Source organism: Sporomusa acidovorans, assembly GCF_900101845.1.
GTDB classification, from domain to species: domain Bacteria; phylum Bacillota; class Negativicutes; order Sporomusales; family Sporomusaceae; genus Sporomusa; species Sporomusa acidovorans.
Window position 1 is genome coordinate 1 of record NZ_FNAM01000007.1, and the last position, 26,176, is coordinate 26,176.

Sequence of the window (26,176 nt, forward strand, 5' to 3'; positions counted from 1 at the left end):
ATACAATGGCAAAGCAACAGACTCAACAATTCAAAGAAGATGCCGTCCGTTATTATTACGACCATTCAGATCTTGGCGTTAAGGGTTGTGCATCAAATTTAGGAATAGGATATAGCACATTAACAAAATGGCTTAAAATCGCCAGAGAAAATAACGGCGATGTTCCGACTCGCGGATCAGGCAATTATTCTAGCGATATTGAAAAAGAAAATGCCCGCCTTAGAAGAGAACTTCGTGATGCAAAGGATGCTCTTGATGTACTAAAAAAAGCTATCAACATTCTGGGAAAATGACAGAAGCTATTTATCTTGAAGTTAAACATAAAGCAGAAGATAAAAAAGAGAAACGCCGTGTCGGTGGTTTCCGCGATATTTTTTCCGGCAATACGGCAGGAGAGTACGGTATCACTCAAGCGCGCGCCCCCGCATTGCGGACAAGTTTGGGTAGTTGTCATAGGTTCTAGCAATTTTTTATGCCGTTTTCCCTCATCCGATTTGATGACACTACGATACATACGGACTATGAGTCCTTCATATTTAGCCGTTTTGGGCCAATTCGCGGGAGGGTTTTTCAGCCGGATCTGTGGTGAATAAAGAAACATGTTAAGCTCTTCAGGGGTGTAATCCTTGATTTTTTTGTTAAGGTCAAATAGTCCGCTGCAGGCGTATTCAATCCAGCGCCAGCCTCCCGGTTTAAACGCAATGTAGTTGATTGCTCCTTCTTCATTTAACGATTTATTAAAGTCCACCAGCTTATGCACATCAAGGTCGGTTACCTCGCCCAACCCGTCGCAGCGAGGGCATCTTCCCAGGGGATGGTTGAAGGAAAAAGTATATGGTATCAAGACATAAAGAGGATTTGCCAGATCCAGATACTCCTGTAAAAATTGTAATCTGCTTTTTAGGAATGTGAAGCGAAACATTTTTCAGGTTGTTTTCTTGAGCTCCATAGACGTCGATGGTTCCACTGGTTGCTACTGGCATCGGCAATAATCCTCCTTGAAAGATCGAATTTAGTTTTTTGTGTACTGGCAAGGCTTCTAAGCAATATGATGAGGCGGATGACTCAGTCCGAACTTTTGCTGACAAGAGCGCCTAAAATACTAAAGGGGCCGTGCTGAAACTTTTATATTTCAGCACGGCCCCTGACGCGTTATACCCTTTTCTCTATTTACATTAAAAAAGTTTTCAGGGGCTGTTTTCACTTTATCCATGGAATGGTTATTATTTTCATGGTGAGTCTGAACCCAGTTCCTCCAGAAATTCCGCAAATTTCATTGGTTGTAACATGGCAGCGGCTCCCTTTTATTTTCCGTAATACACGGTTTCAAACAGCCGTTTCATTTGTTCGACAGAATATCTCTGGGATTTGTGCTTGTGCAGGGATCCTGGACCGCAAATTCTGATATTTCATCCAGATGAGCCTTAAATAGAATTTCTGGTACACCAAACTCTTTTAGCGTAGACGGTATTTCAACTTTGGCCCTCAAATTCTTCACCATTGTAATTAATGAGTCTACCAGTTCGCCATTGGTTTTTCCCTGTAAACCCAACTATGGTAAGCGTTAATAAAGTATGGTATTGCCGTTCTCGCCTTCAGCCGTTTCTTCTGGACCACCCATTATGAGCGTCCAATTGCGTTTGTTGTGTAAAATGCGGTGTATCTCGATAACTTGTCCGTTCCAAATCCACAATGCGCTATAGTTAGTGTGTACGGAAAACCGTAAGTATCCTTGCTCTGCAAGGAAGGGGTATGCCCTAGGCGGTAAACATATGTTGGGACTGTTGGCTAAAACATTGTTTATCCTAGCCCGTATATCTGCAACGAATTTCCGGGCGTTAACGGGACTATCTTTGGCAATATATAGAGCAGCGTCTCTTAAATCTCTTTGTGCCGTAGGTACGATTTTAACCTGAAACTTTCCGTTCGTTTTGCTCGTCGTCATCTTCCCGCTCCCTTAACTCGGCATCTAATTCGTCCAAGACATCATTGATATCTCGACTTTCGCCTCGACGACTCTCTCCAGCCGACTGAATCAGAGATTTGTATAGTTCGTTCTCTTCTTTTAGTTTTTCTACTTGAGACATTAGGTCTTCGTAGTTTTCGTGACCAAGAACAACCAGCCTGCCAGTACCCTTTTTTGTTATATAAACAGGTAAATTTTCTACTAAGCAAAAATGCTCAATCTCGTCCATTTTTTTAGCCAAATCAGTCATTGGACGAATTATTGCTTTCATTTTATTTGCACCTCTTTGTATTAGAGTTCTATATTTATTATACCTGAAAAATGAAAAAATAATCAAGAATAAATCAGGAAAAAATCAATTTTAAGATACTTTTAAGTAGTGCTCTTTGAGAGTGTAAAACAGAATAAGTACATTATTATATAGGGGTATCGCCAATAAAACGCGGATTTCGTACGCTAAGAAATGTTAAGTAAGAAAATCATTTATCACCTTGCCGTATCAAATCCGCATAATCTTGGTGCTACCCCTATTAATTTTTTATCCTGAGACTTAGCTTCAGATGGGGTTAAAACCCCACCTGAAGGTTAGTCTGCTTTATTTTGAAATTACAATGCTGTCAGGCATTAACTGACTACCCTCTAAAGGCACTTGTCTGAATATCTCGTCGTTGGAATTGTCATCTCTAACTCTCTTACTACTTAAAACTTTCCGGTAGTGTATGAAGGACCCCTTTACGCCGCACTCTGGACAGTACGTATTTTCGCTTCGATGGCGATTAGCTTTCCAAGAAAACAAATTAAAGTGAAGACCACAGTTTTGACATATAAACCCGTTTACAAAAACGCCCTCACGCTCTTTTTCTTCAACTCCGACAGGCTTGCTTTCCAGAATAGGTACTAATTGGTTTTGTTGATTATCGTTTTCCATGCTTAAAAACCTCCTCGAAAGATAATTAAAATTCAATTAGCTTGAGTGGCTATAATACTATTATAAAACAACTTTCGGAAAATTTAACCATAGTAGCGGGTTGTTACAAAATTCTTGATAGGGTTATCGCAAGGCATAATAATCTCCGAATTCAACGTATCAAAAGTAAAAGACAGTTGACAATTGAAGTAAGGATGGCTGGGGCTTTGAATATACGGATAAATTGCTTCTAAGACCGAACAAAAGGACAACGCGAGTCGTAGTATGGTTAGCAATCAACGCAACAGCCAGACTGGTGTAACAGCAGGAATTGACAGAGTAACTATTTTCCTCTAAAATAAATACCGTCGGTAGGTTTTTTGAAAGCGAGATGTATTCAGTGACCAAGAAGGCTCCTAAAGAACAACGGATGGAAGAAATTATTGAAGCCGCGGTAAATGAATTTGTAGTAAAGGGATATGAAGGGACTTCGATGCAGTCGATTGCCGAGCGGGCCGGCCTGACGAAAGGCGGGCTGTATTATCATTTTGGCAGTAAGGATGAGATACTGCTTGCCGCTAATGGAAGATATTTTGAACCTATCTTGGAGATGATCCAAACAGCGGAGGCAAAGAACTGTCCGGTGGAGGGACTGCGTTATTTTATTTATGCGTATCTACAGCATTGGTCAAGGCATTCGCGCGAAATGATATTTACCTTGTTGTCTTTGTCGAAAATTCTTGTTTGTGCGGCTATGTGGCCGTTGATTAATAATTATAGTGAAGAAATGATTTCTTTTTATGAGCGCTTGTTGGTCGGCGGAATAAGGGCGGGAAAGTTTCGCAGCCACAATGCTCACAGCCAGGCAACCGCCTTATTTGCAGCCCTGGACGGAGTTACGCCGTATTTAATCACAAGTCAAACCTTAACTCCTGAAAGTTTGGCCAGGCAATTTGAAGCCACATTTATCGATGTGTTGTTGGATATCCCGCAGTAAAGAATATGGCAGGCGCAGGCGGCTGGTGTATTGTTGCCTGCAAAAATCTTTAGCCAATAAAACATTGTAAACAGAGTAAGGTAATTGGGGAGGAAATATGCTGGGGAAATGGTTATCCGCATTCGTAAGCAGCGATTTGCCGCAACCCCGCCAGGCGGCTGCAGCGGTTGAACTGGTTGATGTTCGTAAGAGTTATGTGACGGAGGCCGGACAGTTTGAGGCGTTAAAAGGCATACGTCTGCAGGTGGATGCCGGCGAATTTGTTGCCGTTGTCGGCAAATCGGGCAGTGGCAAATCAACGCTGATTAATATGATTACAGGCATAGACCGGCCGACTGGCGGTGAGGTATGGGTGGCTGGCACGCCGGTTCATACCCTGACCGAAAATCAAATTGCGATTTGGCGGGGCCGCACGGTAGGTGTTGTTTTTCAGTTTTTTCAGCTATTGCCCACACTGACGGTTTTGGAAAATGTCATGCTGCCCATGGATTTTTGTGATATGTATGACAAAACGGCAAGACCCAAACGGGCGCGTACGCTGTTGGATTTGGTAGGAGTCGGGGAACAGGCGCATAAGCTGCCGGCCAATTTGTCTGGCGGACAGCAGCAGCGGGTGGCGATTGCCCGCTCTTTGGCTAATGATCCGCCGCTTTTGGTCGCGGATGAGCCGACAGGCAATCTTGACAGCCGTACAGCGGCCAGTGTCTTAGAATTTTTTAAAGAGTTGGCGGCCAAGGGAAAGACCATTGTTATGGTAACTCATGACAATGATTTAGCCAGCCGGAGCGGCAGGATCGTAACCGTCTATGACGGGCAGGTGCTGACAGCCGAAAGGTCGGAGCGTGGGCGCCATGTTTGATTATCCGTTTATTTCGCCGCGCTGGCGCAAGGTCTTGGCCGATTTATGGGGAAATAAGCTGAGAACATTGCTGGTGGTAATGTCCATTGCAGTCGGGGTGTTTGCCGTAGGCATGGTGTATAGCTCCTATCTCATGTTTGCCAGGGATTTGGACATAAGCTGGCGATCAGCGGCGCCGGCCAGTGCCAGTCTCTACGCTGATCCGTTTGACCAGGAACTGGTGGACAGTGTGCGCAGTCTGCGCGGGGTGAAGGAAGCCGAGGGCAGGCGCAATGTTGATTTGCGGGTGCGAACGGCAAGCGGCGAATGGCGGCAAATGTATTTGACAGCTATTCCGGACTATAGCAAGCAAAAGGTAAATATTATAAAAAGCCAGAGTGGTGCCTGGCCGCCCGGCGACGGCGACGTATTGCTGGAACGATCTTCAATTTCCGAGCTTGGTTTGCAGCAAGGGGAGAGTATTGAGGTCGAAACCGCCGACGGACATAAACGCCGGTTGAAGATTACCGGCGTGGTCTATGATCCCAGCCAGATTCCCAGCTTTTTTAGCGGCCGGTGTTATGGTTATATCAATATGGACACGCTGGCAAAGGTGGATGAGGAACGCAAGCTTGACCAGGTGAATTTTGTCGTGGAACCGTGGGTGTTAAAGGGTAAGGAAACGGCGCCGATTGAGGCAGTCGGCCGACGGGCGTGGAGTAAGCTGGAAGAGGGCGACACCACCGTCTTTTGGCTGCAGGCCAATAAACCGGGAGAACATCAGCTGCAGAGCCTTATTGATGCGCTTGTCATGCTGCTTACGGTACTCGGCGTGTTGTCATTATTGTTAGGAACTTTTTTGCTGGTCAACACGGTGTCGGCGATTCTTACCCAGCAAGTTCGCCAAATAGGAATTATGAAGGCTATTGGTGCCCGGCGCGGCCAGATACTGCGGCTGTATCTATGCCTGGTGGGATTCTATGGTGTTTTGGCCTTGCTGATCGCCGCTCCGTTGGGGGCGCTGGCGGCCAGTGCCGTTACCGGTTTTATCGCCCAGGTATTTAACTTTAATTCCGGCGGTGTGGAATTATCGCCTAGGGTGCTTTTGCTGGAAGTAACGGCGGCTATTGTTGTGCCGCTCTTTGCCGCCATTTTGCCAATATGGAGCGGGACCGGGGTCACTGTCCGGGAAGCCGTCAGTGATTACGGGATTGGCAATTTGACAGGCAAAAGCCGTCTGGATAAATGGATAGAGCGGATTGTAGAAAGGATCAAGTTTTTGTCCCGGCCTGTCCTGCTGTCGTTACGCAACACGTTTCGCCGGAAAGGGCGGCTGGTGTTGACTTTACTGACACTGACAGTCGCGGGAACGGTGTTTATGGCTGTATTCTCCGTTCGGGCGTCTTTATATTCCACACTTGATGATGCGCTTGATTATTTCCATTATGATATTGCTGTTGGTTTTACGCAAAACTACCGCTCTGCCCGGATTGACCACGAAATTCTTAGGGTCCCCGGTGTTAAGGCGGCAGAGTCTTGGGGTTTTACGTCCGGACGGGTGCTGAAAGATGAACGCAAGGAATCTGAGGATGAAGCCAGTAAAAATGTGTTTATTCTCGCGCCGCCGGTAACTACCAGGATGATTCAACCCAAAATCATCAAAGGACGCTGGCTGCTCTCAGAAGACGAAAGTGCTCTGGTGGTCAATACCGAGACGCTGAAGGATAATCCGCAGCTAAAGGTGGGCAATCAGGCAGTTTTAAAAATAGGCCACCGCCGGCTCAAGCTTACGGTTGTAGGAATTGCCAAAAGCACCCTGACCGGGCCGATTGTCTATGCGCCTTATCCCTGGTTTACCGCTGCCGTGCAGGAGGCAGGCGGAGCCAGGTCTGTTCAGATTGTCGCCCAGTCGGACGATCCCCGGGAGCAAACCGAATTGGCCAGGAAAATTGAAGAGCATGTAAAGAAAAATAATTTGCGGGTGCAGAATGTGGATATTACCTGGGAACAAAAGCAGCGGATCCGGTCACAGTTTGATATTTTGATCGTGTTTTTACTGATTATGGCGGTCCTGCTGGCTTTTGTCGGTGCTTTAGGACTTATGGGGACGATGGGAATCAATGTATTGGAACGTACCCGTGAGATTGGAATTATGCGCGCTATTGGGGCTTCCAGTCTGGCAATTGCCAAAATTTTCGTTGTTGAGGCCTTGTGCATCGGCGTGTTGAGTTGGCTGTTAGGGGTCATGCTGGCACTGCCAATAGCGGCACTGCTGAGTTATCAGGTCGGGATGATGTTTTTGGAGAGTCCACTGGCATTTTCGTTTAGTTTTCTGGGGGTAGCGATTTGGCTGGTATTGTCGGCCTTACTGTCGGTAGCCGCCAGTTTGCTGCCGGCTAGAAATGCCGCCAAGCTGAGTGTGCGTGAGGTGCTTGGCTATGAATAAGAGGGAGAACGGAGAGAGCATAATGAAATTAGGCTGGTTAAGGGTAATGGGGCTATGGTTTAAACGTCACTGGTTTTTAACACTGATTATTGCTGGTCTCTTATGTGCCGGCGGTTGGTGGTTCACCACCGGACGGCAGGGAGAGAAAAAGGATATTCCACCGGTTAAGGCCGATAACCGGGTGTTGTCGGAAGGCATTGTTTTTCCGGTACACTATGCCCAGATGGTTATGCCCGTAGAAGGCACAATTGGTGAAATACTGGTGCAGGAGGGGGATTCCGTACAGGCCGGCCAGTCGATTATCCGGCTGGTGCGTCAGGATTATCAGGCAAGAGTCGGCAGTACCAAGGCAGATATCAGCCGCGCAGCCGCCGCGGTGGAACAGGCGAGAGTCAATCTGGCTGACGCCGAACGCGAATTGGAACGGCAACAACGTTTGGTAGCGGTCGGCGCAACTTCCAAGCAACAATGCGATCAGGCGAGAACTGCGGTAGAACGAAACCGTGCCGCGTTAGCCCAGACGCAGGCCGAACTGGAAACACAACAAGCGCGGTTGGTAGAGGCAGAAGGGCTGCTGGACAAAACGGAACTTAAAGCGGCGATCAGCGGCACGGTTGCCTTTCTGGATATAAAAGTGGGAGAGCATGCGGCTGCCGGTACGGTGTTGGTAAGAATCGCCGACGAAAGTGCCTGGGAGATCCGCAGTGACGATTTGACCGAACTCACGATTGCCAAGGTGAAAAAAGGAGATCCGGCAGCTCTGACTTTTGACGGCATACCCGACTTGGAGATACCCGGGCGGGTAAAGGCTATCAGAGCTTATGGCGAGAAGAAACGAGGGGATATTACCTATACCGTGACAGTCGTGCCGGAACGCTGGGACGAACGGCTGCGCTGGAATATGACGGCGCAGTTGGCGATTACGCCTTCCGGGATATAGCTGAGAGTGGCAGGTATAAGGCCATTGACCTATCCTGTCGGCGTGTCAAGTTATGAATAAGAATTTAATTGGGCAGTGAACGGCCCGTTTCGCTAAAGACTTACCGTTGTGGCAGTCTAGACGGTATTAAAAATTTTTTTCGAAATTACCGACATTTCTCTGAATTTATGATAAAATTAGCAAGGTAAAATCACTATATATAATCCAATAAAGAGTTTTTTCTACCGGGGGGTTAGTAACGTTCGAACGCTGCACTGGATTTATGCTGCTATTATCGCTCTGCCTATAACTCTCTATTTGGATATTGTATAGAGTATGCATAAGAAAGGAAGCGTAATGACAGCCTGGAGTTTGTTTGAAATAATGGGAATCGTTGCTTTTGCCATTTCCGGCGCCCTGACCGGTATTCAAAAGCGATTGGATGTATTTGGCGTGTTGGTATTGGCGGTAACAACAGCCATTGGCGGCGGGGTGCTCAGGGACGTGATTATCGGCAACACACCGCCGTTAACTTTTCGGGACCCTACTTTTTTTATGATTAGTGCTTTGGCTACTGTTATTGTTTTTTTTACTTACCGCTGGCTGGACCGGTTCAAAAATACCATTCAAATTTTTGATGCCATTGGCTTAGGCGCTTTTACGGCTACCAGTGCCAAGCTTGCCACTCAGCATAATCTGGACTCATTGCTTATTGTTACTACCGTTGCGGTTATTACGGGTATTGGCGGCAGTGTCATGCGGGATGTATTTGTCAAAGAAATTCCTTATGTGTTTCGGCAGGAGGTTTATGCCATAACCACTATTGTGGGGGCCATGGCGTTTTATTATACCCAGCCGTACTTTACCGGTAATTTTCCTTTGTATCTTTGTTTTTGCATTACAACAGGCTTGCGGCTGTGTTGTATTAAATATGGCTGGAACTTTCCTATTCTTGACATGGAAGGCAAGAAGGGCATATCAGGCAATCGTAATGCAGGCAATTAAATTTTAGGGGAAAGTTCTTCCTAACAGGTTGCCGTAAATTTGCAAATCACTGCCCAGTTGTATATAATTAAACCACTAGTTCGTGGTCGGAGTTACGTTTAATAGTTTTGAGCGGATAAGAACAACAATTAGTAAATATAGTTATTTGGAGGTTCTAGTGAACAAAAATAATAAACTTTCTATAATACCACTTGGCGGGCTGGGTGAGATCGGTAAGAATATGACCGTCTTCCGCTATGGGGATGATATGATTATTCTTGACGCCGGTTTGGCTTTTCCTGAAGAGGACATGCTGGGAATTGATTTAGTGATACCGGATATGTCCTATATTAGCGAAAATAAGGATAAAGTCCGGGCTGTGGTGTTAACTCATGGTCATGAGGACCATATTGGCTCGCTGTTTTATTTATTGCGTCAGGTTAGTGTGCCGGTGTACGGTTCGAAACTTACTTTGGGATTGGTAGAGGGGCGGCTAAAAGAATATGATGTTGCGGCTCCTAACTTAATTCCTGTGGCTCCCGGCGATTCGCTTACGCTGGGACCGTTTAAGGTTGGCTTCATCCGGGTCAACCATTCGATTTCCGATGCACTGGGAATTTATCTCAAGACGCCGGTTGGGACAGTTGTCCATACTGGGGATTTTAAAATTGATCAGACCCCGGTAGACGGTAAGATGATTGATATTCATAAATTTGCCGAAATGGGAAATCAAGGAGTGTTGGTCTTGCTCTCGGACAGCACCAATGCTGAGCGGCCGGGTTATACCAAGTCGGAGCGCACTGTAACGGAAGCCCTTGATGAGCATTTTCGTTCCGCTAAAGGACGTATTATTCTAACCACTTTTGCTTCCAATGTATCCCGATTGCAGCAGGCCATTCAAGCGGCCTGCGCTTATGGCCGCAAAGTAGCGCTATTGGGAAGAAGCATGGTTACCGTGGTCAATAAAGCGGTAGAACTTGGCTATATGGAAATACCGGAAGGAACGTTAATTGGGGCCGAAGAGATCGGCCGCTATCCCGACAATCAAATGTTGATTTTAACAACAGGCAGCCAGGGGGAACCCATGGCTGCGCTCAGCCGCCTGGCTGCGAAAAATCATCGCAGCTTGCAATTGACTCCCGGGGACACTGTGTTGATTTCCGCCAATCCAATCCCGGGTAATGAACGCTCGGTCGGCCGCATCATTGACTCCTTGATGCGTTTAGGGGTGCATGTCGTGTATGAGCGGGCTTCCGGCATTCACGCTTCCGGACATGCCAGCCAGGAGGAACTTAAGCTTATTTTGAATCTGGTTCATCCTAAGTTCTTTATTCCTGTGCATGGAGAACACCGGATGCTCAGACAGCATGGTAAACTGGCCAACCAAACAGGCGTACCCAAGGAAAATGTTTTTATCGGCGAGAATGGTCATGTTTTTGAATTTACGGCAGAAACAGGCCGTTTTGCCGGGAAAGTGACTGCCGGCAAAATCTTTGTGGATGGTCTCGGCGTCGGGGATGTTGGCAATATTGTTATCCGGGATCGGCGGCAATTATCGCAGGACGGTGTATTAATCGTGGTGGTTACCCTGGATAAAAACCGAGGCTGTATTCTGGATGGGCCTGATATTGTGTCGCGGGGGTTTGTCTATGTGCGGGATTCGGAGGCTTTAATTGATGAGGCGCGCAATATTGTAAAGAATGTGTTGGAGCGCTTTGAAAATCAGCCGATTACCGAATGGGCCCCCTTGAAAAATGGCATCCGGGAGGCCTTAGTGAAGTACTTATTTGCGAAAACCGGGCGTAGACCGATGATCTTACCGATTATCATGGATTTGTAAGGAGGGAAAATTACCACCTATAGAGGAAAATAAACATAGACCCGTTGTGATTGTGCGTTCGCATCCCAGTTCGCCTATATGTCAAGTAATTCCATTAACAAATCAGAGGTTAAATGATAGGAAAAACTATCATATTGATCTTGAAGTTATAGATTCTACAGTATTAATTGAGCAACTACGAGTTATTGATAGAAGTCGTATTGACAAGCCTAGATACATTGGTGGAAAAGTAGCAGTTCTAACAAAAAGAGATTGGGAAAATATAGACTCTGTTTTAAGTTGGTTTTATCGTTTAAAACCACTAAAATAACTGTAAAAATATTGACAGAAACTAGATGTAATGTTAGGTTCGCAAGAGGTCTTGCGTTGATTATTAGGTTCAAGGAGCCTGACTTGTTTAGTTAGGCTCCTTGTTTATTTATTCATTCTCTAAATGATTTTAAAGAGCCACTGTCAGAGAGCTAATGACTTTCTGATGGTGGTTCTTTTTGTTTTATAGGGTACTCCCCTTATGGGGCATACCCTTGATAGACACAAGAATACGAATATTTCATGGAATCGAAGGGAAACCTGCTACTATTGCTCTTACCCAATATAAACCCTGCGGCGCACGCTGCAGAGTTTATTTGCGTTGATTAGTCTGACAAAATTTGGCGATCATAGCAGGATCATGGTCAAAAAAAGGGAATATAATCAAAATAAGCAAATATGGATAGAAAGAAGGAAATAGTTATGTTTATACAAAAGAAAAAGGTTTATTTTGCCTTGTTCATTACCTTTTTGTTTACCCTTACGGTCGGCACCGCCCTGGTGCAAGCGGCACCCCAACCGGCTTCTTCTGTCGGCTATGTTGATTTCTTGTACTTGGTTAACAATCACCCGGATACTCCTAAAGCCAATGAAGAGCTTCAGTCTGTACGCGAACAGGCCAAAAAAGATTTTGACGCTAAATCCGCCGGTTTGGGAGATAAGGAAAAACGGGAACTTGATTTACAGCTTGGGCAGCAAATCGAGCAGAAACGTCAAGAGCTCCTTAAACCCATTGTTGATAAAATTTCCAACGCTATTAAAGAGGTAAGAACAGAAAAAGGGTTATCGGTCGTTCTGGGAAAAAACGTTATTGTTGACGGCGGGGTAGACATTACCCAGGATGTCCTGAAGAAAGTTACCGGCAAATAAGATTTTCAATAAGGTCATCAATAAGGTCAATAAGCCTTGACAACAGGTAGTCTTTTCTATATACTTAGGAACAATATAGATAGCAAACAAAAACGATGAGCAGAAGAGTAGACATACTATAAGAAGCTTTCAGCGAGCTGGGTTTGGTGTGAGCCAGCAAGAATCTGGTATGATCGAAAATCATCTGTGAGTTGCAGGCTGAACAACAGTAGGCCTTGCCGGGACCCAGAAACAGTGCCCGTTATTGCACTGGGGTATCGAGCTTGGCTCCGTACTTTACAGAGAGATTATGGTCGTTTCAAGGACTGTAATAATTAGGGTGGTATCGCGGATTAACCTCCGTCCCTTTATAACAAGGGAACGGGGGTTTTTAATTTTTTATAGGAGGTAATAAAAATGGACCGTTATGAGTTAACCTTAGTAAAAATAAAAGAGGCCTGGCAACGAATTACCCCCTTTGTTCATCAGACACCCTTGCAGCATTCCCGCACATTAAGTGAAATTGCCAATTGTCAGGCTTACTTAAAGCTGGAAAATATGCAAAAAACCGGCTCCTTCAAAATCCGGGGAGCTGTTAATAAAATTTTTACTTTAAGTCCGGAGAAAATGGCCTGCGGCGTTCTATCGGCCTCAGCCGGTAATCATGCCCAGGGGGTGGCCTGGGCAGCCAAGGCCTGTCAGGTATCAGCCACAATTGTTATGCCGGAAAAAGCCCCGGCAGCCAAAGTACGGGCTACCAAGGCTTACGGAGCTAATGTAGTGCTGTGCGGCCAAAATTATGATGAGGCTTACCGATACGCCTGTGAGCTGCAGCAGGAACAAAACAGCACTTTTATCCATGCCTTTGACGACCAGGAGATTATTGCCGGTCAAGGAACGATTGCCCTGGAAATTCTGTCGCAACTATATGATGTTGATGCCATTATAGCGCCTGTTGGCGGGGGCGGCCTGATCGCCGGGCTGGCGGTAGCCGCTAAAGAACATAACCCTAAAATCAGGATAATTGGTGTACAGGCGGCTGGTGCTCCGTCAATGGCACAATCGTTAGCCTGCGGAGTGTGTTCCTGTCTCCCGTCAGTCAAAACCATAGCCGACGGAATTGCCGTAAAACAGCCGGGAAATATTACTTTCCACTATACGCAAAAATATGTGGATGAACTCATCTTAGTTACAGAAGAAGAACTTATTGGCGGCATATTATTTATGCTGGAACGTGGCAAGGTGATGACAGAGGGAGCCGGAATTGCGGGCATTGCCGCCTTGTTGGCCGGTAAAATCGAGCTGCCGGGGCAAAAGGTGGCTGTGGTTGTCAGCGGTGGCAATATGGATCCTTTGCTGCTATCCTTACTAATTGAGGATAAATATCAGCAAGTAGCGAATTGGTAAACCTAAGGCTTTCGCAAATAAGCAATTAAGGGTTTATATCTGCGCCAGAAAGTAAATCGGTTAGGACGCTGTTGAGTTGTTTCTTCGATAAGTTGAAAATCGCTAAGTACAGTCTGTAAAGTCTGCGCCAATTCAGTCAGCGACTGGCTGGAATTGGCGATTTCTTTCATGGTCGCCGACTGTCCTGTGACAGATGCAGCGATGGTTTTCGCTTCGTCTATTGCTTGCTTGCCGAGCGTATCTGTTTTTTGGACAGATTCGATAATTTGTTCGTTGCTCGCCATGATTTGCTGCAGGGTTGTTGCTGCTTCTTTGCTTTGGGCGGATACTTCGATAATCAGCTTTGCCATGTCCCGGAAGGCCGAGCCGGCAAAGTGAACTGCTTCAGTCCCTGTTTTAATCTCCAGAGTACCGGCTTGTATGGTTGTTACCGCTTTAGCGGCATCGTCCCGGATATTACCGATGAGCCCGGATATCTTTGCGGCGGCTGCTTGAGACTGTTCGGCCAGTTTTCGCACGTCTTTGGCTACCACGGCGAAGCCCTTTCCCTGCTCGCCGGCACGCGCCGCCTCAATGGCTGCGTTCAGAGCCAGCAGGTTTGTCTGGCTGGCGATATAGGAAATGGTGCCGACAAGTTGGCAGATTTCTTGAGAGCGTTCGCCGAGCCTGGCGACAATCCGGGCGGAATTATTGACAGTTGCCTCCATTTGATTTATTTGGGCAACCGCTTTCTCTACGGCCCGATCACCGTCCCGGGATTTTTCTGCCGCTTGCAGCGAATGGGCGGCTACCTGCTCGGTATTAGCTGCTGCCTGGCATATAGTTGCCGTTATTTGTTTGATTTTTGCGGCATTCTCATGGGCGGCTGCCGTCTGCTGGCCGGCTGTTGCCGCCATGTGAGTAATGGCGGCAGCTATTTGGTCGGTTGCCTGGGTTGACTGAACGGAACAGGTAATCAGTTTTCCGGAAAAAACAGTTAGTTGTTCGGTAAACCCAAAAACTTTCTGGATCAAGGTGCGCATCTTCTCCGTCAGCTGTTCAAAACTTTTACCAAGTCGGCCGATTTCATCAGCGGAAGAAATCGCAAACCCGGTTGGTGAAAGTTTGCCGGCGGCAATCCGGTTGGCCGCCTTGTCCAAATCACGAATGGGCCTGGCGATTCGACGGGCAACCAGTGTGGTGACTATGATCACAATAAGTAAAACGGCAATCATGTCGATCAGCAAATTTTTTGCCAGGACCGATACCGCACCTGTTACTTCCGCTGACGGTACTGCCAGCGCCAGCGACCAGTTGGTCGCTGGTACCGGGGCGAAAGCCACGATCTTCTCACTCCCGTCCCACTCAGACCAGGTAACTCCAGCTTCGCCGCTGATCATGCGCTGGGCAGTTTCTTTAACAGCAGCAGGCAAATTACTACTGTCGGCGAGAAGGTTGGTCTTCATGGCAATATCCTGATCCGCGTGAATAATGATCAAGCCGTCGCTTTGTGTCACATAAGCATAACCTGTTTTTCCCACTTTTATTTCCAAGATTTTTTCGGCGATTTTTTCCATGTTGACCGCGCCGGACAATACGCCGCTTATTTTGCCGTTTACTGTAACCGGGACGGCGACAAGGGTAACCAAATTCCCCGTGCTTTTGGAAATGAGCGGATCGGAGACGGCGGCCTCGCCTCGCATAGCTTTTTGAAAGTAAGTTCTCTCTTTAATTGTTCCGGTCGTTCCTGCTGAGTCAACAAAGGTGCCGTCAGCGGTGGCAAAAGCCAAGCTCTCAAACTGGTCATTGAATTTGGCAATGCCAGTTAAATAGGCAACGATCTCTTGTGGATTACCGCTTTTCATAGCCGGTGTCAAGGCAATTCCCTGTAAGACGGCCTGACGTTCCTTTAACCAACCGGCAATATCGTCGGCTGAGGTATAGACAAGCGTAAGCATAGTCTCTGCCATATTCTCTACAATAATTTGCCGTGATTGCCAATAATTCAGGCCAGCTAAAGTACATATCGCCACAAAAAAGATGCAAAGTATGATGGCTGTCAATTTCATCTGAATGCTTTTCATAGTTGACCTTCTGCCATCGGGATCACTTCCTTTAGAGTTTTGCAGCCGTTTGCGTCAGTTTACCGGCTATACTGGTCAGCTCTTCAATGGTAGCATTGACTTCCTGAATGGCGGCAGAGGTTTCTTCCACAACTGCCAGCGTGGATTCGGAGGCGCTGGAGGTTTCCGTCACGGATTTATCAATTTGCCCTGTTAAATCGCGAATTTGGGAAACTGTCTTCTTGGATTCCTCCGATAACTTTCTGATTTCTTCGGCGACAACGCCAAAACCACGACCGGCTTCTCCCACTCTGGCAGCTTCGATGGCTGCGTTTAAGCCAAGCATTTTGGTTTCGTCGGCGATTTCTTTGATAAATCCCATTACTTTGTTGATGTTTTCTAAATGCTCCTTTACTCTTTGAATTTCTTCGTGCAAGTGAGACTGACTGCCGCTGACATCGTTAGTGGCAGCCGTGATTTGCTGTACGGATGCGGAAACACCGCTTAGCCCCTGATCGAGAGAACTGGCAATGCCTTTTAAATCATTGGCAAGATGCCTGGGCAGTGTTAAGCCAAAACTGCCGACGATTTCACCGCTTTCCACGATGAGCGGCGAGGCGGTGACCATAGTGGGCAGGCCGTAAAATGACGCATCCATCTCTTGGGCGATCAGCTTTTTTTGTTTTTGGGACTGAATAGCGATACTTTCGTTTGGCAAGGGGGTGTTAACTTGCATTTCGGGAATATCAAATTTTTTTGAGGCTTGTCTTTTGATAATTTTTTCTTTGTCGGCTACGTATAAGACTCCGCCTTCCGGTAGTAAATCAGCTAGGACTGGGGCAAAGGAATCAAAGGCATTGACAAGCTTGTGCTGCCGCGGCATGGCCAAAACCCAGGCGCCCAGAATTTCACTGTCGCTATCATTCCAGACAGGCCCGCCAATGGCAAATACCCTCACACCGTAAACGTTGCGGTCAATTTGCAGCGTATGTATTCGCCGGGCCTGGATAACCTGGGCGGCGACACCGTTTTGACTGTACTGCGTTCCTACATCTAAACCGGGAATATCAAACTTGTGCTTTGATTTAAAGGTTACGGTGTTCAGATCGGTAACAAAAAAACAAGCGCCGTCTTCGTAAGAAGGGAGCATGATATCCCAATACTGTTTTAAAAACTCTAATTCTTTTGGGTGTACCCGTAAATCATTTGGTTGCATGCTAGTTTTCCTCCCTTTTATGTTTTGATGCGTTCTTGCGCGTCTATTGCGGTGATTTATTCCAGTAAGGTAATGATGGTAAGGCGTTCATGATTTTCTAAATCAAGTAAAGTGCCGTTATCCAGTTGGACTACCGGTCTGGCTGTGTCAATGGCGGTCATTTGCACAACCTTGCCCTGCGTCCCGTTGCTTAACAAGACCCGCGTGCCCAGTAATACTTCCTGCAGTTTGGCAGATAAGGTTAAGCAGGTGACCGGATCAAGTTTGTCAGACATTTGATGGCGCATAATATGAATAGCCTTAAACGGTGGAATTTCTTTGCGGTATACCCGCTCGGTAGTCATCGCATCATAAATATCGGCAACGGCTACAAATTTAGCGCAGAGATTGATATCCTTGCCTGTTAGTCCTAAGGGGTAACCGCTGCCGTCTTCTCTTTCGTGGTGTTGCAGTACGCCTAATTTGACTTCCGGGGAAATTTCGGCACAATCATTTAACAACTGATAGCCCTGCCAGGGGTGCTGTTTGACAATAGCTGTTTCTTCGGCCGTAAGCGGCCCGGGCTTATCGAGTATTTTTTCGGGAATAAAGACTTTGCCAACATCATGCAATAACCCGGATAAAATCAGATCTTTCAGCCGTGCGCCGGCAAAGCCTGTCCATTTACCCAGCAGTCCGGTCAGTATGGCTACATGCAAAGAGTGTTTGAAGGTGTACTCATGATGCATCTTAATCCGGTAAAGACTGTCAAGAACCCCTTCAATGTCAATCATCAGGGCGATATAGTTTTCCGCTAGTTCTTTGCATTCAGAAATCGGGACCTCTTTAAATTTTCGTACTTTTTTAAAGGTCGACGACACTAAATCAAGGGTTTCCTTATAGGTATGAAGGAAACCCGGGCTTACAGTATGCGGTTTGCCTGAGCAGGCTACACTAACGACGGCAATTCCCCAATGCAGCAAGTTGTTAATTGTTTCATCTGTTACTAAGCTTCCCTCTTCCACGAGGATCTGTCCTTTTTCAGAAATAACGGGTTGTGCAATGATCATGCCGGTTTTGAGGTCTCTGGTTAATACTACGTCATATTTGGAAAACATTTGTAGCCTCCGCGTAATTAGATAGTAGCCAATAAAGTATATATGACAAAAATTTACTATATTTACTATTTTAAGACAGGTATTGTGAAATTTCTATTAGGTCAAATACCAAAAAGTAGGAGCGGCTATTGTTATGGAAAAACAACAGCCACTCCTACTTTTAACTAACGTCCGTTTTACCTTTGAGTTCCCACATTTTTAGATGTAACAGGAGGATTACTTTGTTTTCTACCTTATCTAACGACATTCCCAATAGCTCTTCGATGCGGTGTTTTCTCCAGATGGCCGTATTATGATGGATATAGAGCTTTTGGGCAACCGCCTTCAGATTATCATATTCTAAAATGCACTTTAATGTTAAAAATAGATTGCCGCCGTGAGTTTGATCATATTCAATGAGCCGGCCTATCGTATTGTTGGCACATAAAATGATATTTTGATCTTTTATGAGTTGAAAAGCGATTTCATAAAGTCCAATATCGTCAAAATGAATGATTCTGCCAGGATGATCAGCGGCGACGATTGCCGCATGGACAGCTTTTTCATAAACATTTTTGAGATTTAGGGGGAGACCGGAACGACCGGATATTCCAATCGTGATATGGAAAGCGGGAAACTGCTCCTTGATTTCACAGGCCAACTGGCCGGCAAAAGCATGTTGGTTTTGCTTGCTGAACAAATGATCATCGGCAACAGGTGCCAAAATAATAATATTATTGTTTAAGCTCCAGATTTTATCATAACCTTTGTCGGATAACCTAATGAATACATGCCGCTTTACGGTGGAAATATTCTCAGATTCGTATGTTATATCAGAATTGGCTGTTGTTTTTTCCAGCAGCCGAATCACAAAGCAACAATAGACTGACTGACTGTCAATGCTGAATTCACCAAGTGCTTTGCTGGTGTATTCTAACGGGTAATCATTAACAAGTAAACGATTGAGATAATTGCTGCGAGTGTTAATTTGATTAAGTAAAATCAGCTCTTTTTCGGCTTTTTTTATGCGTGCTTCCGCAGCTTTTTTTTCCGTGATATCCTGAGTGATTCCCAGGAGGCGGACCAAGTGCCCTTGCTGATCGGTAACGCCCTTAACTCTCGCATATAACCAGCCGGTGGAACCATCCGGCTTTATTACTCTGAACTCTAATTCGGAACTTGCTTCTTTGGCAAGTTTGTGCACAACCGATTTTACTACTCTGATATCGTTGGGGTGGATCCTGCGGCGTAGAAGTGCTGCCGAGGGTATAAAGGCATGGGGATTAAAACCAAAATTTTTATATTGCTGCTCTGACCAGAATATCTCTTTGTTTACTATGTCCCACTCAAAATAGCCGAGTTTGGCCATTTTTTGCGCTGTTCGTATATTATGCAGGCTTGCTTTCAGTGAGCTATTGATTTGCTTTAACTGTACGGTCAGATCTTTCAACTCTAATTCTAAGATTTTTTTATTAGTGGTGTCCTGAATGGTGCCGATCTTTTTTAACAACCGCCCATCCTGGTCAAGGATCGGATAAGACCGGGTGTGTAGCCAGACAATCGAACCGTCCGGTTTGACAGCTCTAAACTCAAAATCTGACAGGCTGTTTTCGGCGGTAGGGACTTGCATAAGTTTGGTTTCAACTAATTTCCAATCTTCAGGATGAATATATTGTAACAGTGACTTTAGGGAAAGGGGAATGCTTTGCGGCGGCAGTCCGATATTTTTATAAACCTGATCAGCAAAGAAAAATTTGCTGGTGACGCAGTCATATTCGTAGTAGCCTATATTGGCAATCTGTTGAATCGTATCAAAATAACTTTTAAAAAATGACAGTTGTTTGTCTGTTTGATAGTTGCTTGTTGTTGTAAATACTAAGGCGAGTACCGAAAATACAAGCTGATTGTTATTTCGCTCAGGCAGCAACATGATGTCATAACAGCCGTTGGGGGTATGAACTTGCAACAATTCTTTTTTGCCACTGACAAAGACTTGCTCCAAACGGCATATAAACTTTTCATAGTTAGGCAGCTTTAGTTGGAAGTCTTCAAGATTTTTGCCAATCATGTTTTGGGGAAGCACGTTAATATCTGGGTCAATATAGGTAATATGTGTAAGCTTTTTTTCGCGGTTTAAGCGAATGATTAATAAGGGGGCACGATCTTCCTTATACGCTTTTTTTTTTGGTAAATAATCTTTTCTCATCAACTCACATTGCTCCTTCATATTTGCCTCGGCCGGACTATGGGCCAATTATTTCCTTTATTTGATATTAGGATAATAAACCCTTTTATTGAGTGGCATGATCCATCGCGCCATTGGGAGGAGAATAAAGAAAGGCAAGACAAAGGTTGCCCTTTTGTCTTGCCTTAGAGACGGTATTGTATTTTATTGCAAATCTGCGGAAACGGGAGGGTTAGGAATGAATGTGAGGGTCGCGGCGATTGCGTAAGCTATCTTGTATCTTGCCGCTGGTTGCCGGATTGTTGTATTTAACTACCGGTTGTTCTGAAACATTTTTATTAAAAATATCCTGTTGCGTTGCTCCGCGATCTCCTGCGGTCATTGGTTGCACCTCCAGCTGCAATGTGATTTTTTACATTATCAGAAAGTATAACCTTTTTGATAATAAGTAAGAGCGACTAGGGCTTCTGCCGGCGTCCTGAAGGACTTGGCACAAGCTAAGTCTTTTCTTATCCGGGATAAGAAAAGACTTTGTACGTTGGGATGAGTGTGCATGCTGACTTTTTCCTGGTTATTGTTTGTGGAAAGCTTGATTTTCATGCAAGGTATCGGCAATGCCCGTAAATCTTTATTCGCTTTTGCCAACACACCACCTGCCTGCAAAAATTTTTAGTTTGTTGTACATGAATAAAAAGAAGGCGGCCTAATCACCGATGGGAGATAGAAGGCCGCTCCGGCAGTTATTCGTTAATGTACTTGAAGATGCTGTCAATCGGTTTTGAGTAGTGTTTTCCCGGTAACCCGACAATGAATTGACAGTCGGTACTTTTGCAGGTGCTTTCACCGCTGCAGTATTTTGTCAGCAGTCCACTGTCAGGATTCGGTTCCTGTTTAGTCAGAACGTAGGCGGAAAACTGCTGGGCAACTTCTTTGCCGGTAAATGAACATTGAGTAATTCTATTAATTGTGATGGTTTCACGCATCCGTCATTCCCTCCCGAGAACATCGTTTCTATCCTGGGCACAAGCCGTATTTCTTTTACTATAACAAAGAGTCGGGAGGTCTGATAGGCAGTTTGTGTTAAAAAGATGTTAATTTTTGTTACGGACTTTGGCAGCGAAGTATTTATGAAAATCCAGATTACCGGTTAGCTCAGGGTGAAAGGCGGTAGCCAGCATGTTGCGTTGCTCGACGGCGACGATTTTATCAGCTACCGTGGATAATACTTTGACATCCGGGCTGGCCGCTTCTACATAAGGAGCACGGATAAAAACCAGCGGCAGCGGTGTGCGGGAGACTTCCGGAATCAGTGCCGTGGTGGAAAAGCTGTCAAGCTGGCTGCCGTATGCATTGCGCCGGACGGTAATATCCATTAATCCCAGATGGCAGTTTGGTTCATCAACAATATTTTTGGCTAGGAGGATCATACCGGCACAGGTTCCCCACACCGGCAGGCCTGACCGGATTTTTTCCGTTAGCTTGGGAGTGAGATTAAATTCGCGCAAGAGTTTGCCCATTGTTGTCGACTCGCCTCCCGGCAGGATAAGCGCATCGATTGTGTTGAGCTCAGCCGTTTTTTTTACGGCGATTCCTTTGATATCCGGCAATAAATTAAGGCAGTCAAGATGTTCCTGGACGGCTCCCTGCAGGGCTAAAACACCTATTGTCAGCAAAGTTACCACCCTCTGGCGGCCAGACGTTCGGACGGATCGATTTTATCAATTTCGATACCGACCATGGGCTCGCCTAAATCTTCCGAAATGCGGGATAAAAGTTCGGGGTCGTTATAATGAGTGGTGGCTTGGACGATCGCCTTGGCGCGCTTGGCAGGATCGCCGGATTTGAAGATGCCTGAACCGACAAAAACACCATCGCAACCAAGCTGCATCATGAGAGCGGCGTCGGCCGGGGTGGCAATACCGCCGGCGGCAAAATTAACGACAGGCAGCTGGCCGTGTTCCCATACGTAGTTAATGAGGTCGTAGGGGGCGCCCAGTTCTTTGGCAATGCTCATGAGTTCTTCCGGCGGTGCTGCTTTTACCCGGCGCATATCGGCCAGCATGGTGCGCATATGCCGGACAGCTTCGACGACATTGCCTGTGCCGGCTTCGCCTTTGGTGCGAATCATGGCTGCGCCTTCGCCAATGCGGCGTAAGGCTTCGCCCAGATTACGGGCGCCGCAGACAAAAGGGATTTTGAAGGCATGTTTGTTAATATGATATAGATCATCAGCCGGTGTCAGCACTTCGCTTTCATCTACATAGTCGATGCCAATCGCTTCCAGAATTTGGGCTTCCACAAAGTGGCCGATCCGGGCTTTGGCCATAACCGGTATCGTAACGGCCGCTTTTATTTCACGAATCATCTTGGGATCAGACATCCGGGCTACGCCGCCGTCTTTGCGGATATCGGCAGGAACTCTTTCCAGAGCCATAACGGCAACGGCTCCGGCTGTTTCCGCAATTTTGGCCTGTTCAACGTTGGTGACATCCATAATGACGCCGCCTTTTAACATCTGAGCTAAATTTTTGTTTAATTCATATTGACTTTGCATGGATTAACTCCTCCTCTTGAACAAAAAATAATGTTGACGATCAAGTTGATTACCGCCTGCTGGCGAGGTCGGCCTGCCGCCGCTGGCGAAATCTAACTTTATCTGGTAAAATAATTGTACCGATACAATTGTTTGTGTTCGGCACTGAATTTTGGTAATTATAGCAGGAGAGCAGGGAAAATTCAATATGAGTCAAGAATTTTTGGATTTTGTATCGATACAATTAACGAAAAATGGTAAGGCAGCCTTATATGTGCAGTTATATGATGCCTTAAGAGAACTGATTTTAAACGGTAAATTAAGTAATGGCTATTTGCTGCCGCCAGTACGTAAATTAGCGGCATTTTTGCAGGTTAATCCGGGTACTGTGGTAAGCGCCTACAAACTGTTGGAACAAAACGGTTATATTTTTTCCCGCAGCGGCAGCGGCAGCTATGTGGCGGAAATCACCGTCGCTGAGGAGGCTTCCTATCAGCCGCCTGATATTGAGTCAGAGTTTGAAGCCATTCCGCCGAGAACGTCAATACCTACTAACTGCCTTGATTTTGCCACCGTAATGCCGCCCCCGGATCTACTGCCAATTGATGATTTCAAATATGTGCTGATGGAAGTGCTGGACAGGGATCAGGGCTATGCTTTTACTTACCAGGATAGTCAGGGTTTTAAGCCTTTGCGCCAGGCCATTTCCGCCTATTTGAAGGAGCAGGGAATCAAGGCTCAGGCCGATAATGTCCAAATTATATCCGGAGCCCAGCAAGGCATTGATATTGTTGCCAAGGCTGTTTTACGTTATGGGGATTATGTATTTACGGAAAATCCCACTTATCCGGGTGCGATTGCGGCTTTTCGATCCCGGGGAGCCAAAATTGTGGAAATTAATATGGAAGATGACGGGATTAATATTCAGGAATTAGAGGCGAAAATCAGGTCCTTTCGCCCGAAGCTTATTTATGCGATGGCCAATATTCAAAACCCTACCGGCTATTCCTACTCGCTTACGAAACGCAACCGGTTAATCGGTCTTGCCAGACGCTACAATGCCATGATTTTAGAGGATGACTATATCAGTGAACTGGATGTTGCCGATGCGCCGCTCGCGCCGTTAAAGGCGCTGGACAGGGACCAGCGGGTGATTTACCTGAAAAGTTTTTCCAAAATCTTTATGCCCGGTCTCAGGCTGGCTTTTTTGCTGATGCCGCCGTCGTTGGTTGCCAAGGTACTGGCGATAAAACATACTTCGGATATTTCTACTTCGGGACTGACGCAGCGCGCTTTTGATTTATACTTGCGTAAAGGTATTTGGCAAAAGCACATTGCCGCCATTCGGCGCATATACCTGGAGCGCTATCAAACGACAATGGCGGCTGTTGAACAGTTTTTGCCGCCTGCGGTAACCTGCCATCGCCCCCGGGGAGGACTGACCTGCTGGCTGGCTTTGCCGGAGGGAGTATCAGCCCGGCAGGTTGTGCAGCAGGCGGAAGAAAGGGGAATGCTGCTTACTCCAGGTACGGCTTTTTTTCCCCGCCACGCACCCGACCGGTTTATCCGTCTTAGCTTTGCTGTGGTTAGTTCGGAAGAGATCCTGCATGGTGTGAAAATGCTAGGTGAAATTATCACGCAGGATTGCTTGCAAAAGTCGGCGAAATAGGTACTGACGCCCAAGGAAAAGTCAGTTTAAAATTTCATTTTTAAAATTTTTCACAAGAAAGGTCAGGTGAGATAGTGCGAAAGTATAAATTATTTTTACATATCCTGTTGCTGCTGGTTGTCTTGCTGGGTTCTTCGTCCGGCCTCTTTGCCGCTATTGCCGCTGGGGAGACTGTTCCGGAGCATATTACCTTAACCTGGTCTGAAGATCCGAAAACCACGCAGACGATAACCTGGCAAACGGCGGCCACTACCGTTGACGGACTGGTACAGTATGCCGAGGCAATGAATAAGCAATTGCTGCCATTGCATGCGGTAAGAATTGCGGCTGACGTAACCGCGCTCCATACCAACACGGGAAGTGTAGCTGTTCATTCCGCCACTTTAACCGGCCTCAAGCCCAATACCCGCTATGTTTATCAGGTCGGCGGGATAAGCGGCTGGAGTCAGCCGCAGTATTTTACAACGGCGCCGGCAACGGACAAGGCTTTTAGTTTTTTAGTATTTGGCGACTCGCAAAGCATGAATTACGGGACATGGGAGAAGACTTTGCATAACGCCTTCCGGGTTAATCATCAGGCGGCTTTTTTTGCCAATGTAGGTGATCTTGTGGATGTTGGCCAGGATTACTCCCACTGGGACAAGTGGTTTCGTGCCGGGCAGGGCGTTATTGATACCATTCCGGCTATGCCAATAACAGGAAATCATGAGTTTTATACAGTACAGCATCATCAGTTTTCCCTGCCGGAATTGTTCACAGCTAAGCTTAAACTGCCGCTCAATGGACCTGAGGGGCTTAAGGGCAGGGTGTATTCTTTCGATTATGGCGATGCCCATTTTGTTATGCTGGACAGCCAGGAAGGAGAACAACGTGGCTTTGTGCCCGATATGTTGGAACGACAAAAAGTCTGGCTGGAAAAAGATCTGCAGCAGACGCGGAAAAAGTGGAAAATTGGTTTTATTCACCGCCCGCTTTACAACAACAAGCCTGGTGAAGGCGAGATCAATATCCGTAAAGCATTTGCGCCTATTTTTGATAAATACCATATGGACGTTGTGTTTACCGGTCACGACCATACGTATGCGCGAACGTATTCGCTGTTTGCCGGTATGCCGACAGACAGCCCGGCCAAGGGGACCATTTATGCAGCCACCGGCCGGAGCGGTACCAAAACGTATCCGAATGTGCTCTCTAAAGAACGGCATGCGTTTTTTTATGATCCGCAGGATGAGCCCAACTATTTGGTTGTTGCGGTTGACCAGACTACGCTTGCCGTAAAAGCATTTAAACAAAGTGGCGTCCTTATCGACAGTTGGGAGATTCGTAAATAGTTAATTATATAAGATAAAATACCCCAAGCCTTTTGGCCTGGGGTATTTTGCCGGTAGTGCGGTATTATTCGAGATTATTCAAGCTCACATATTTTATCTAACAAATGAGTGGCTTGCTCGTGGGGAATGTCTTTGACCAGTACAACCTCACTGATCAGAATCTGCCTGGCGTTATCAAGCATATTCTTATCTGCCATTCCCAATTTTCGTTTATTCTTGATTCTGAGTAGATCCCTTATGACTGCGACTTCTTCGTGGATATCGCCGCTTTTAATTTTATTCATATTAAGCCGCTGTCTTTGCGTATCGTTCATGGGTAGCGGAGCGGTCGTTTCCTCATCATGAAAAGTATTGAGTATATTATCTAGTTCATCTGGATCTACAATTGGGCGCATCCCTAATTTTTCTGTCTTGTCATAAGGGAGCATTACCTGCATGTTTCTATGAGGTATATTTACAACATAATAAAGCTGTTTTTCCCCAAATACTTCCTTCTCTTCGATTTTCTCAATAATGCCTCCACCATGCATGGGATAAAAGATTTTATCGCCAACTTGAAACATGAAGTCACCCCCTAATGCGATAGTATTAAGTATACCACAACAACATAAAAAAATCAAATAAATTTATAATTATATCATTGGATGTTGCTCTAGTCAACA

General features: G+C 46.0%; 28 protein-coding genes and 1 other annotated feature. Of the genes, 13 read left to right on the forward strand and 15 right to left on the reverse strand.

The annotated features are described in order from the left end of the window. Positions 1 to 293 (forward strand): transposase (locus BLR65_RS06925; RefSeq protein ID WP_218130625.1); only part of this gene is annotated, 293 nt, incomplete at its 5' end. Then, positions 290 to 463 carry a hypothetical protein gene (locus BLR65_RS29605; protein WP_176772707.1) on the forward strand — a complete coding sequence of 58 codons (174 nt, stop codon included), beginning with the start codon at positions 290 to 292 and terminating at the stop codon, positions 461 to 463. The genes BLR65_RS06925 and BLR65_RS29605, both read left to right, overlap by 4 nt. Positions 464 to 761: 298 nt before the next feature. Here the strand turns inward: BLR65_RS29605 and BLR65_RS31720 are convergent, their stop codons facing one another. The 5 genes from BLR65_RS31720 to BLR65_RS06945 form a co-directional block, all read right to left on the reverse strand. Further along, complete coding sequence (locus BLR65_RS31720) at positions 762 to 983, reverse strand: ATP-binding cassette domain-containing protein (protein ID WP_373657529.1); 222 nt, start codon at positions 981 to 983, stop codon at positions 762 to 764. Positions 984 to 1,339: 356 nt separating this feature from the next. Next, positions 1,340 to 1,552, reverse strand: coding sequence for an iron-containing alcohol dehydrogenase (locus BLR65_RS31980; RefSeq protein WP_218130626.1), 213 nt, complete (start codon positions 1,550 to 1,552; stop codon positions 1,340 to 1,342). Between the two features lie 12 nt (positions 1,553 to 1,564). Continuing rightward, positions 1,565 to 1,945, reverse strand: a complete 381-nt coding sequence (locus BLR65_RS31725) for a type II toxin-antitoxin system RelE/ParE family toxin (protein ID WP_093793469.1) — start codon at positions 1,943 to 1,945, stop codon at positions 1,565 to 1,567. Continuing rightward, positions 1,908 to 2,237, reverse strand: a complete 330-nt coding sequence (locus BLR65_RS06940) for a hypothetical protein (RefSeq protein ID WP_093793470.1) — start codon at positions 2,235 to 2,237, stop codon at positions 1,908 to 1,910. Before BLR65_RS06940 ends, BLR65_RS31725 begins: the two co-directional genes overlap by 38 nt. A gap of 324 nt (positions 2,238 to 2,561) precedes the next feature. Beyond that, the gene (locus tag BLR65_RS06945; protein ID WP_093793471.1) at positions 2,562 to 2,894 is read right to left on the reverse strand and encodes a hypothetical protein; all 333 of its coding nucleotides are present in this window, start codon (positions 2,892 to 2,894) and stop codon (positions 2,562 to 2,564) included. Positions 2,895 to 3,273: 379 nt separating this feature from the next. On the opposite strand from BLR65_RS06945, the gene BLR65_RS06950 reads away from it, so the two are divergent. The 9 genes from BLR65_RS06950 to ilvA all read left to right on the forward strand — a co-directional run bounded on the left by BLR65_RS06950 (position 3,274) and on the right by ilvA (position 13,462). After that, complete coding sequence (locus BLR65_RS06950) at positions 3,274 to 3,870, forward strand: TetR/AcrR family transcriptional regulator (RefSeq protein ID WP_169716974.1); 597 nt, start codon at positions 3,274 to 3,276, stop codon at positions 3,868 to 3,870. Between the two features lie 97 nt (positions 3,871 to 3,967). Continuing rightward, positions 3,968 to 4,729: an ABC transporter ATP-binding protein gene (locus BLR65_RS06955; protein ID WP_093793473.1), complete on the forward strand. Its 762-nt coding sequence runs from the start codon at positions 3,968 to 3,970 to the stop codon at positions 4,727 to 4,729. Then, on the forward strand, positions 4,722 to 7,154 hold the full coding sequence (locus BLR65_RS06960) for an ABC transporter permease (protein WP_093793474.1): 2,433 nt from the start codon (positions 4,722 to 4,724) through the stop codon (positions 7,152 to 7,154). The genes BLR65_RS06955 and BLR65_RS06960 overlap by 8 nt, the downstream gene beginning before the upstream one ends. Next, positions 7,147 to 8,094: an efflux RND transporter periplasmic adaptor subunit gene (locus BLR65_RS06965; protein WP_245692532.1), complete on the forward strand. Its 948-nt coding sequence runs from the start codon at positions 7,147 to 7,149 to the stop codon at positions 8,092 to 8,094. Before BLR65_RS06960 ends, BLR65_RS06965 begins: the two co-directional genes overlap by 8 nt. Before the next feature lie 315 nt (positions 8,095 to 8,409). Further along, complete coding sequence (locus BLR65_RS06970; protein ID WP_245692535.1) at positions 8,410 to 9,078, forward strand: trimeric intracellular cation channel family protein; 669 nt, start codon at positions 8,410 to 8,412, stop codon at positions 9,076 to 9,078. A gap of 157 nt (positions 9,079 to 9,235) precedes the next feature. Then, entirely contained in the window at positions 9,236 to 10,897 is a 1,662-nt protein-coding gene (locus BLR65_RS06975) for a ribonuclease J (RefSeq protein WP_093793476.1), read from the forward strand. A gap of 19 nt (positions 10,898 to 10,916) precedes the next feature. After that, positions 10,917 to 11,207, forward strand: coding sequence for a type II toxin-antitoxin system PemK/MazF family toxin (locus BLR65_RS31730; RefSeq protein WP_425441012.1), 291 nt, complete (start codon positions 10,917 to 10,919; stop codon positions 11,205 to 11,207). 422 nt (positions 11,208 to 11,629) lie between these two features. Then, positions 11,630 to 12,076, forward strand: a complete 447-nt coding sequence (locus BLR65_RS06985) for an OmpH/Skp family outer membrane protein (RefSeq protein ID WP_169716972.1) — start codon at positions 11,630 to 11,632, stop codon at positions 12,074 to 12,076. An 86-nt stretch (positions 12,077 to 12,162) separates the two neighbouring features. Further along, positions 12,163 to 12,426, forward strand: a binding site (T-box leader). A 46-nt stretch (positions 12,427 to 12,472) separates the two neighbouring features. Further along, entirely contained in the window at positions 12,473 to 13,462 is a 990-nt protein-coding gene (ilvA, locus tag BLR65_RS06990; protein ID WP_093793479.1) for a threonine ammonia-lyase, read from the forward strand. A 2-nt stretch (positions 13,463 to 13,464) separates the two neighbouring features. Here ilvA and BLR65_RS06995 read toward each other — a convergent pair whose 3' ends face one another. The 9 genes from BLR65_RS06995 to pdxS all read right to left on the reverse strand — a co-directional run bounded on the left by BLR65_RS06995 (position 13,465) and on the right by pdxS (position 22,535). After that, a complete protein-coding gene (locus tag BLR65_RS06995) occupies positions 13,465 to 15,525 on the reverse strand; it encodes a methyl-accepting chemotaxis protein (RefSeq protein WP_093793480.1) in 2,061 nt (686 codons plus the stop codon). A gap of 31 nt (positions 15,526 to 15,556) precedes the next feature. Then, on the reverse strand, positions 15,557 to 16,720 hold the full coding sequence (locus BLR65_RS07000; protein WP_093793481.1) for a methyl-accepting chemotaxis protein: 1,164 nt from the start codon (positions 16,718 to 16,720) through the stop codon (positions 15,557 to 15,559). A gap of 56 nt (positions 16,721 to 16,776) precedes the next feature. Beyond that, entirely contained in the window at positions 16,777 to 17,817 is a 1,041-nt protein-coding gene (locus tag BLR65_RS07005; protein WP_093793482.1) for an HD-GYP domain-containing protein, read from the reverse strand. Between the two features lie 160 nt (positions 17,818 to 17,977). Next, entirely contained in the window at positions 17,978 to 20,002 is a 2,025-nt protein-coding gene (locus tag BLR65_RS07010) for a helix-turn-helix domain-containing protein (protein ID WP_169716971.1), read from the reverse strand. Positions 20,003 to 20,213: 211 nt separating this feature from the next. Continuing rightward, positions 20,214 to 20,363: a hypothetical protein gene (locus BLR65_RS29610; RefSeq protein ID WP_169716970.1), complete on the reverse strand. Its 150-nt coding sequence runs from the start codon at positions 20,361 to 20,363 to the stop codon at positions 20,214 to 20,216. 38 nt (positions 20,364 to 20,401) lie between these two features. Then, the gene (locus BLR65_RS28985) at positions 20,402 to 20,626 is read right to left on the reverse strand and encodes a hypothetical protein (protein WP_143122520.1); all 225 of its coding nucleotides are present in this window, start codon (positions 20,624 to 20,626) and stop codon (positions 20,402 to 20,404) included. A gap of 95 nt (positions 20,627 to 20,721) precedes the next feature. Further along, complete coding sequence (locus BLR65_RS07015; RefSeq protein ID WP_093793484.1) at positions 20,722 to 20,964, reverse strand: hypothetical protein; 243 nt, start codon at positions 20,962 to 20,964, stop codon at positions 20,722 to 20,724. A gap of 108 nt (positions 20,965 to 21,072) precedes the next feature. Beyond that, a complete protein-coding gene (pdxT, locus tag BLR65_RS07020) occupies positions 21,073 to 21,654 on the reverse strand; it encodes a pyridoxal 5'-phosphate synthase glutaminase subunit PdxT (protein ID WP_093793485.1) in 582 nt (193 codons plus the stop codon). 2 nt (positions 21,655 to 21,656) lie between these two features. Continuing rightward, positions 21,657 to 22,535 carry a pyridoxal 5'-phosphate synthase lyase subunit PdxS gene (gene pdxS, locus BLR65_RS07025; protein WP_093793486.1) on the reverse strand — a complete coding sequence of 293 codons (879 nt, stop codon included), beginning with the start codon at positions 22,533 to 22,535 and terminating at the stop codon, positions 21,657 to 21,659. A gap of 187 nt (positions 22,536 to 22,722) precedes the next feature. Here pdxS and pdxR point away from each other — a divergent pair, with 187 nt between their 5' ends. Both pdxR and BLR65_RS07035 read left to right on the forward strand, forming a co-directional pair. After that, positions 22,723 to 24,183 carry a MocR-like pyridoxine biosynthesis transcription factor PdxR gene (gene pdxR / locus BLR65_RS07030; RefSeq protein ID WP_093793487.1) on the forward strand — a complete coding sequence of 487 codons (1,461 nt, stop codon included), beginning with the start codon at positions 22,723 to 22,725 and terminating at the stop codon, positions 24,181 to 24,183. Positions 24,184 to 24,257: 74 nt separating this feature from the next. Then, the gene (locus BLR65_RS07035; protein ID WP_245692539.1) at positions 24,258 to 25,514 is read left to right on the forward strand and encodes a purple acid phosphatase family protein; all 1,257 of its coding nucleotides are present in this window, start codon (positions 24,258 to 24,260) and stop codon (positions 25,512 to 25,514) included. A 74-nt stretch (positions 25,515 to 25,588) separates the two neighbouring features. Here the strand turns inward: BLR65_RS07035 and BLR65_RS07040 are convergent, their stop codons facing one another. Then, positions 25,589 to 26,077, reverse strand: a complete 489-nt coding sequence (locus BLR65_RS07040; RefSeq protein WP_093793489.1) for a CarD family transcriptional regulator — start codon at positions 26,075 to 26,077, stop codon at positions 25,589 to 25,591. Positions 26,078 to 26,176 lie beyond the last annotated feature (99 nt).

Coding starts and splice junctions, on each gene's coding strand:
- BLR65_RS06970 (WP_245692535.1), top strand. CDS start 8,410: ATGCATAAGAAAGGAAGCGTAATGACAGCCTGGAGTTTGTTTGAAATA.
- BLR65_RS31720 (WP_373657529.1), bottom strand. CDS start 983: ATGCCAGTAGCAACCAGTGGAACCATCGACGTCTATGGAGCTCAAGAA.
- BLR65_RS07040 (WP_093793489.1), bottom strand. CDS start 26,077: ATGTTTCAAGTTGGCGATAAAATCTTTTATCCCATGCATGGTGGAGGC.
- ilvA (WP_093793479.1), top strand. CDS start 12,473: ATGGACCGTTATGAGTTAACCTTAGTAAAAATAAAAGAGGCCTGGCAA.
- BLR65_RS29610 (WP_169716970.1), bottom strand. CDS start 20,363: ATGACCGCAGGAGATCGCGGAGCAACGCAACAGGATATTTTTAATAAA.
- BLR65_RS06945 (WP_093793471.1), bottom strand. CDS start 2,894: ATGGAAAACGATAATCAACAAAACCAATTAGTACCTATTCTGGAAAGC.
- BLR65_RS29605 (WP_176772707.1), top strand. CDS start 290: ATGACAGAAGCTATTTATCTTGAAGTTAAACATAAAGCAGAAGATAAA.
- BLR65_RS06940 (WP_093793470.1), bottom strand. CDS start 2,237: ATGAAAGCAATAATTCGTCCAATGACTGATTTGGCTAAAAAAATGGAC.
- BLR65_RS07010 (WP_169716971.1), bottom strand. CDS start 20,002: ATGAGAAAAGATTATTTACCAAAAAAAAAAGCGTATAAGGAAGATCGT.
- pdxR (WP_093793487.1), top strand. CDS start 22,723: ATGAGTCAAGAATTTTTGGATTTTGTATCGATACAATTAACGAAAAAT.
- BLR65_RS06960 (WP_093793474.1), top strand. CDS start 4,722: ATGTTTGATTATCCGTTTATTTCGCCGCGCTGGCGCAAGGTCTTGGCC.
- BLR65_RS06965 (WP_245692532.1), top strand. CDS start 7,147: ATGAATAAGAGGGAGAACGGAGAGAGCATAATGAAATTAGGCTGGTTA.
- BLR65_RS06955 (WP_093793473.1), top strand. CDS start 3,968: ATGCTGGGGAAATGGTTATCCGCATTCGTAAGCAGCGATTTGCCGCAA.
- BLR65_RS06985 (WP_169716972.1), top strand. CDS start 11,630: ATGTTTATACAAAAGAAAAAGGTTTATTTTGCCTTGTTCATTACCTTT.
- BLR65_RS07005 (WP_093793482.1), bottom strand. CDS start 17,817: ATGTTTTCCAAATATGACGTAGTATTAACCAGAGACCTCAAAACCGGC.
- BLR65_RS07000 (WP_093793481.1), bottom strand. CDS start 16,720: ATGCAACCAAATGATTTACGGGTACACCCAAAAGAATTAGAGTTTTTA.
- BLR65_RS07015 (WP_093793484.1), bottom strand. CDS start 20,964: ATGCGTGAAACCATCACAATTAATAGAATTACTCAATGTTCATTTACC.
- pdxS (WP_093793486.1), bottom strand. CDS start 22,535: ATGCAAAGTCAATATGAATTAAACAAAAATTTAGCTCAGATGTTAAAA.
- BLR65_RS06995 (WP_093793480.1), bottom strand. CDS start 15,525: ATGAAAAGCATTCAGATGAAATTGACAGCCATCATACTTTGCATCTTT.
- BLR65_RS31725 (WP_093793469.1), bottom strand. CDS start 1,945: ATGACGACGAGCAAAACGAACGGAAAGTTTCAGGTTAAAATCGTACCT.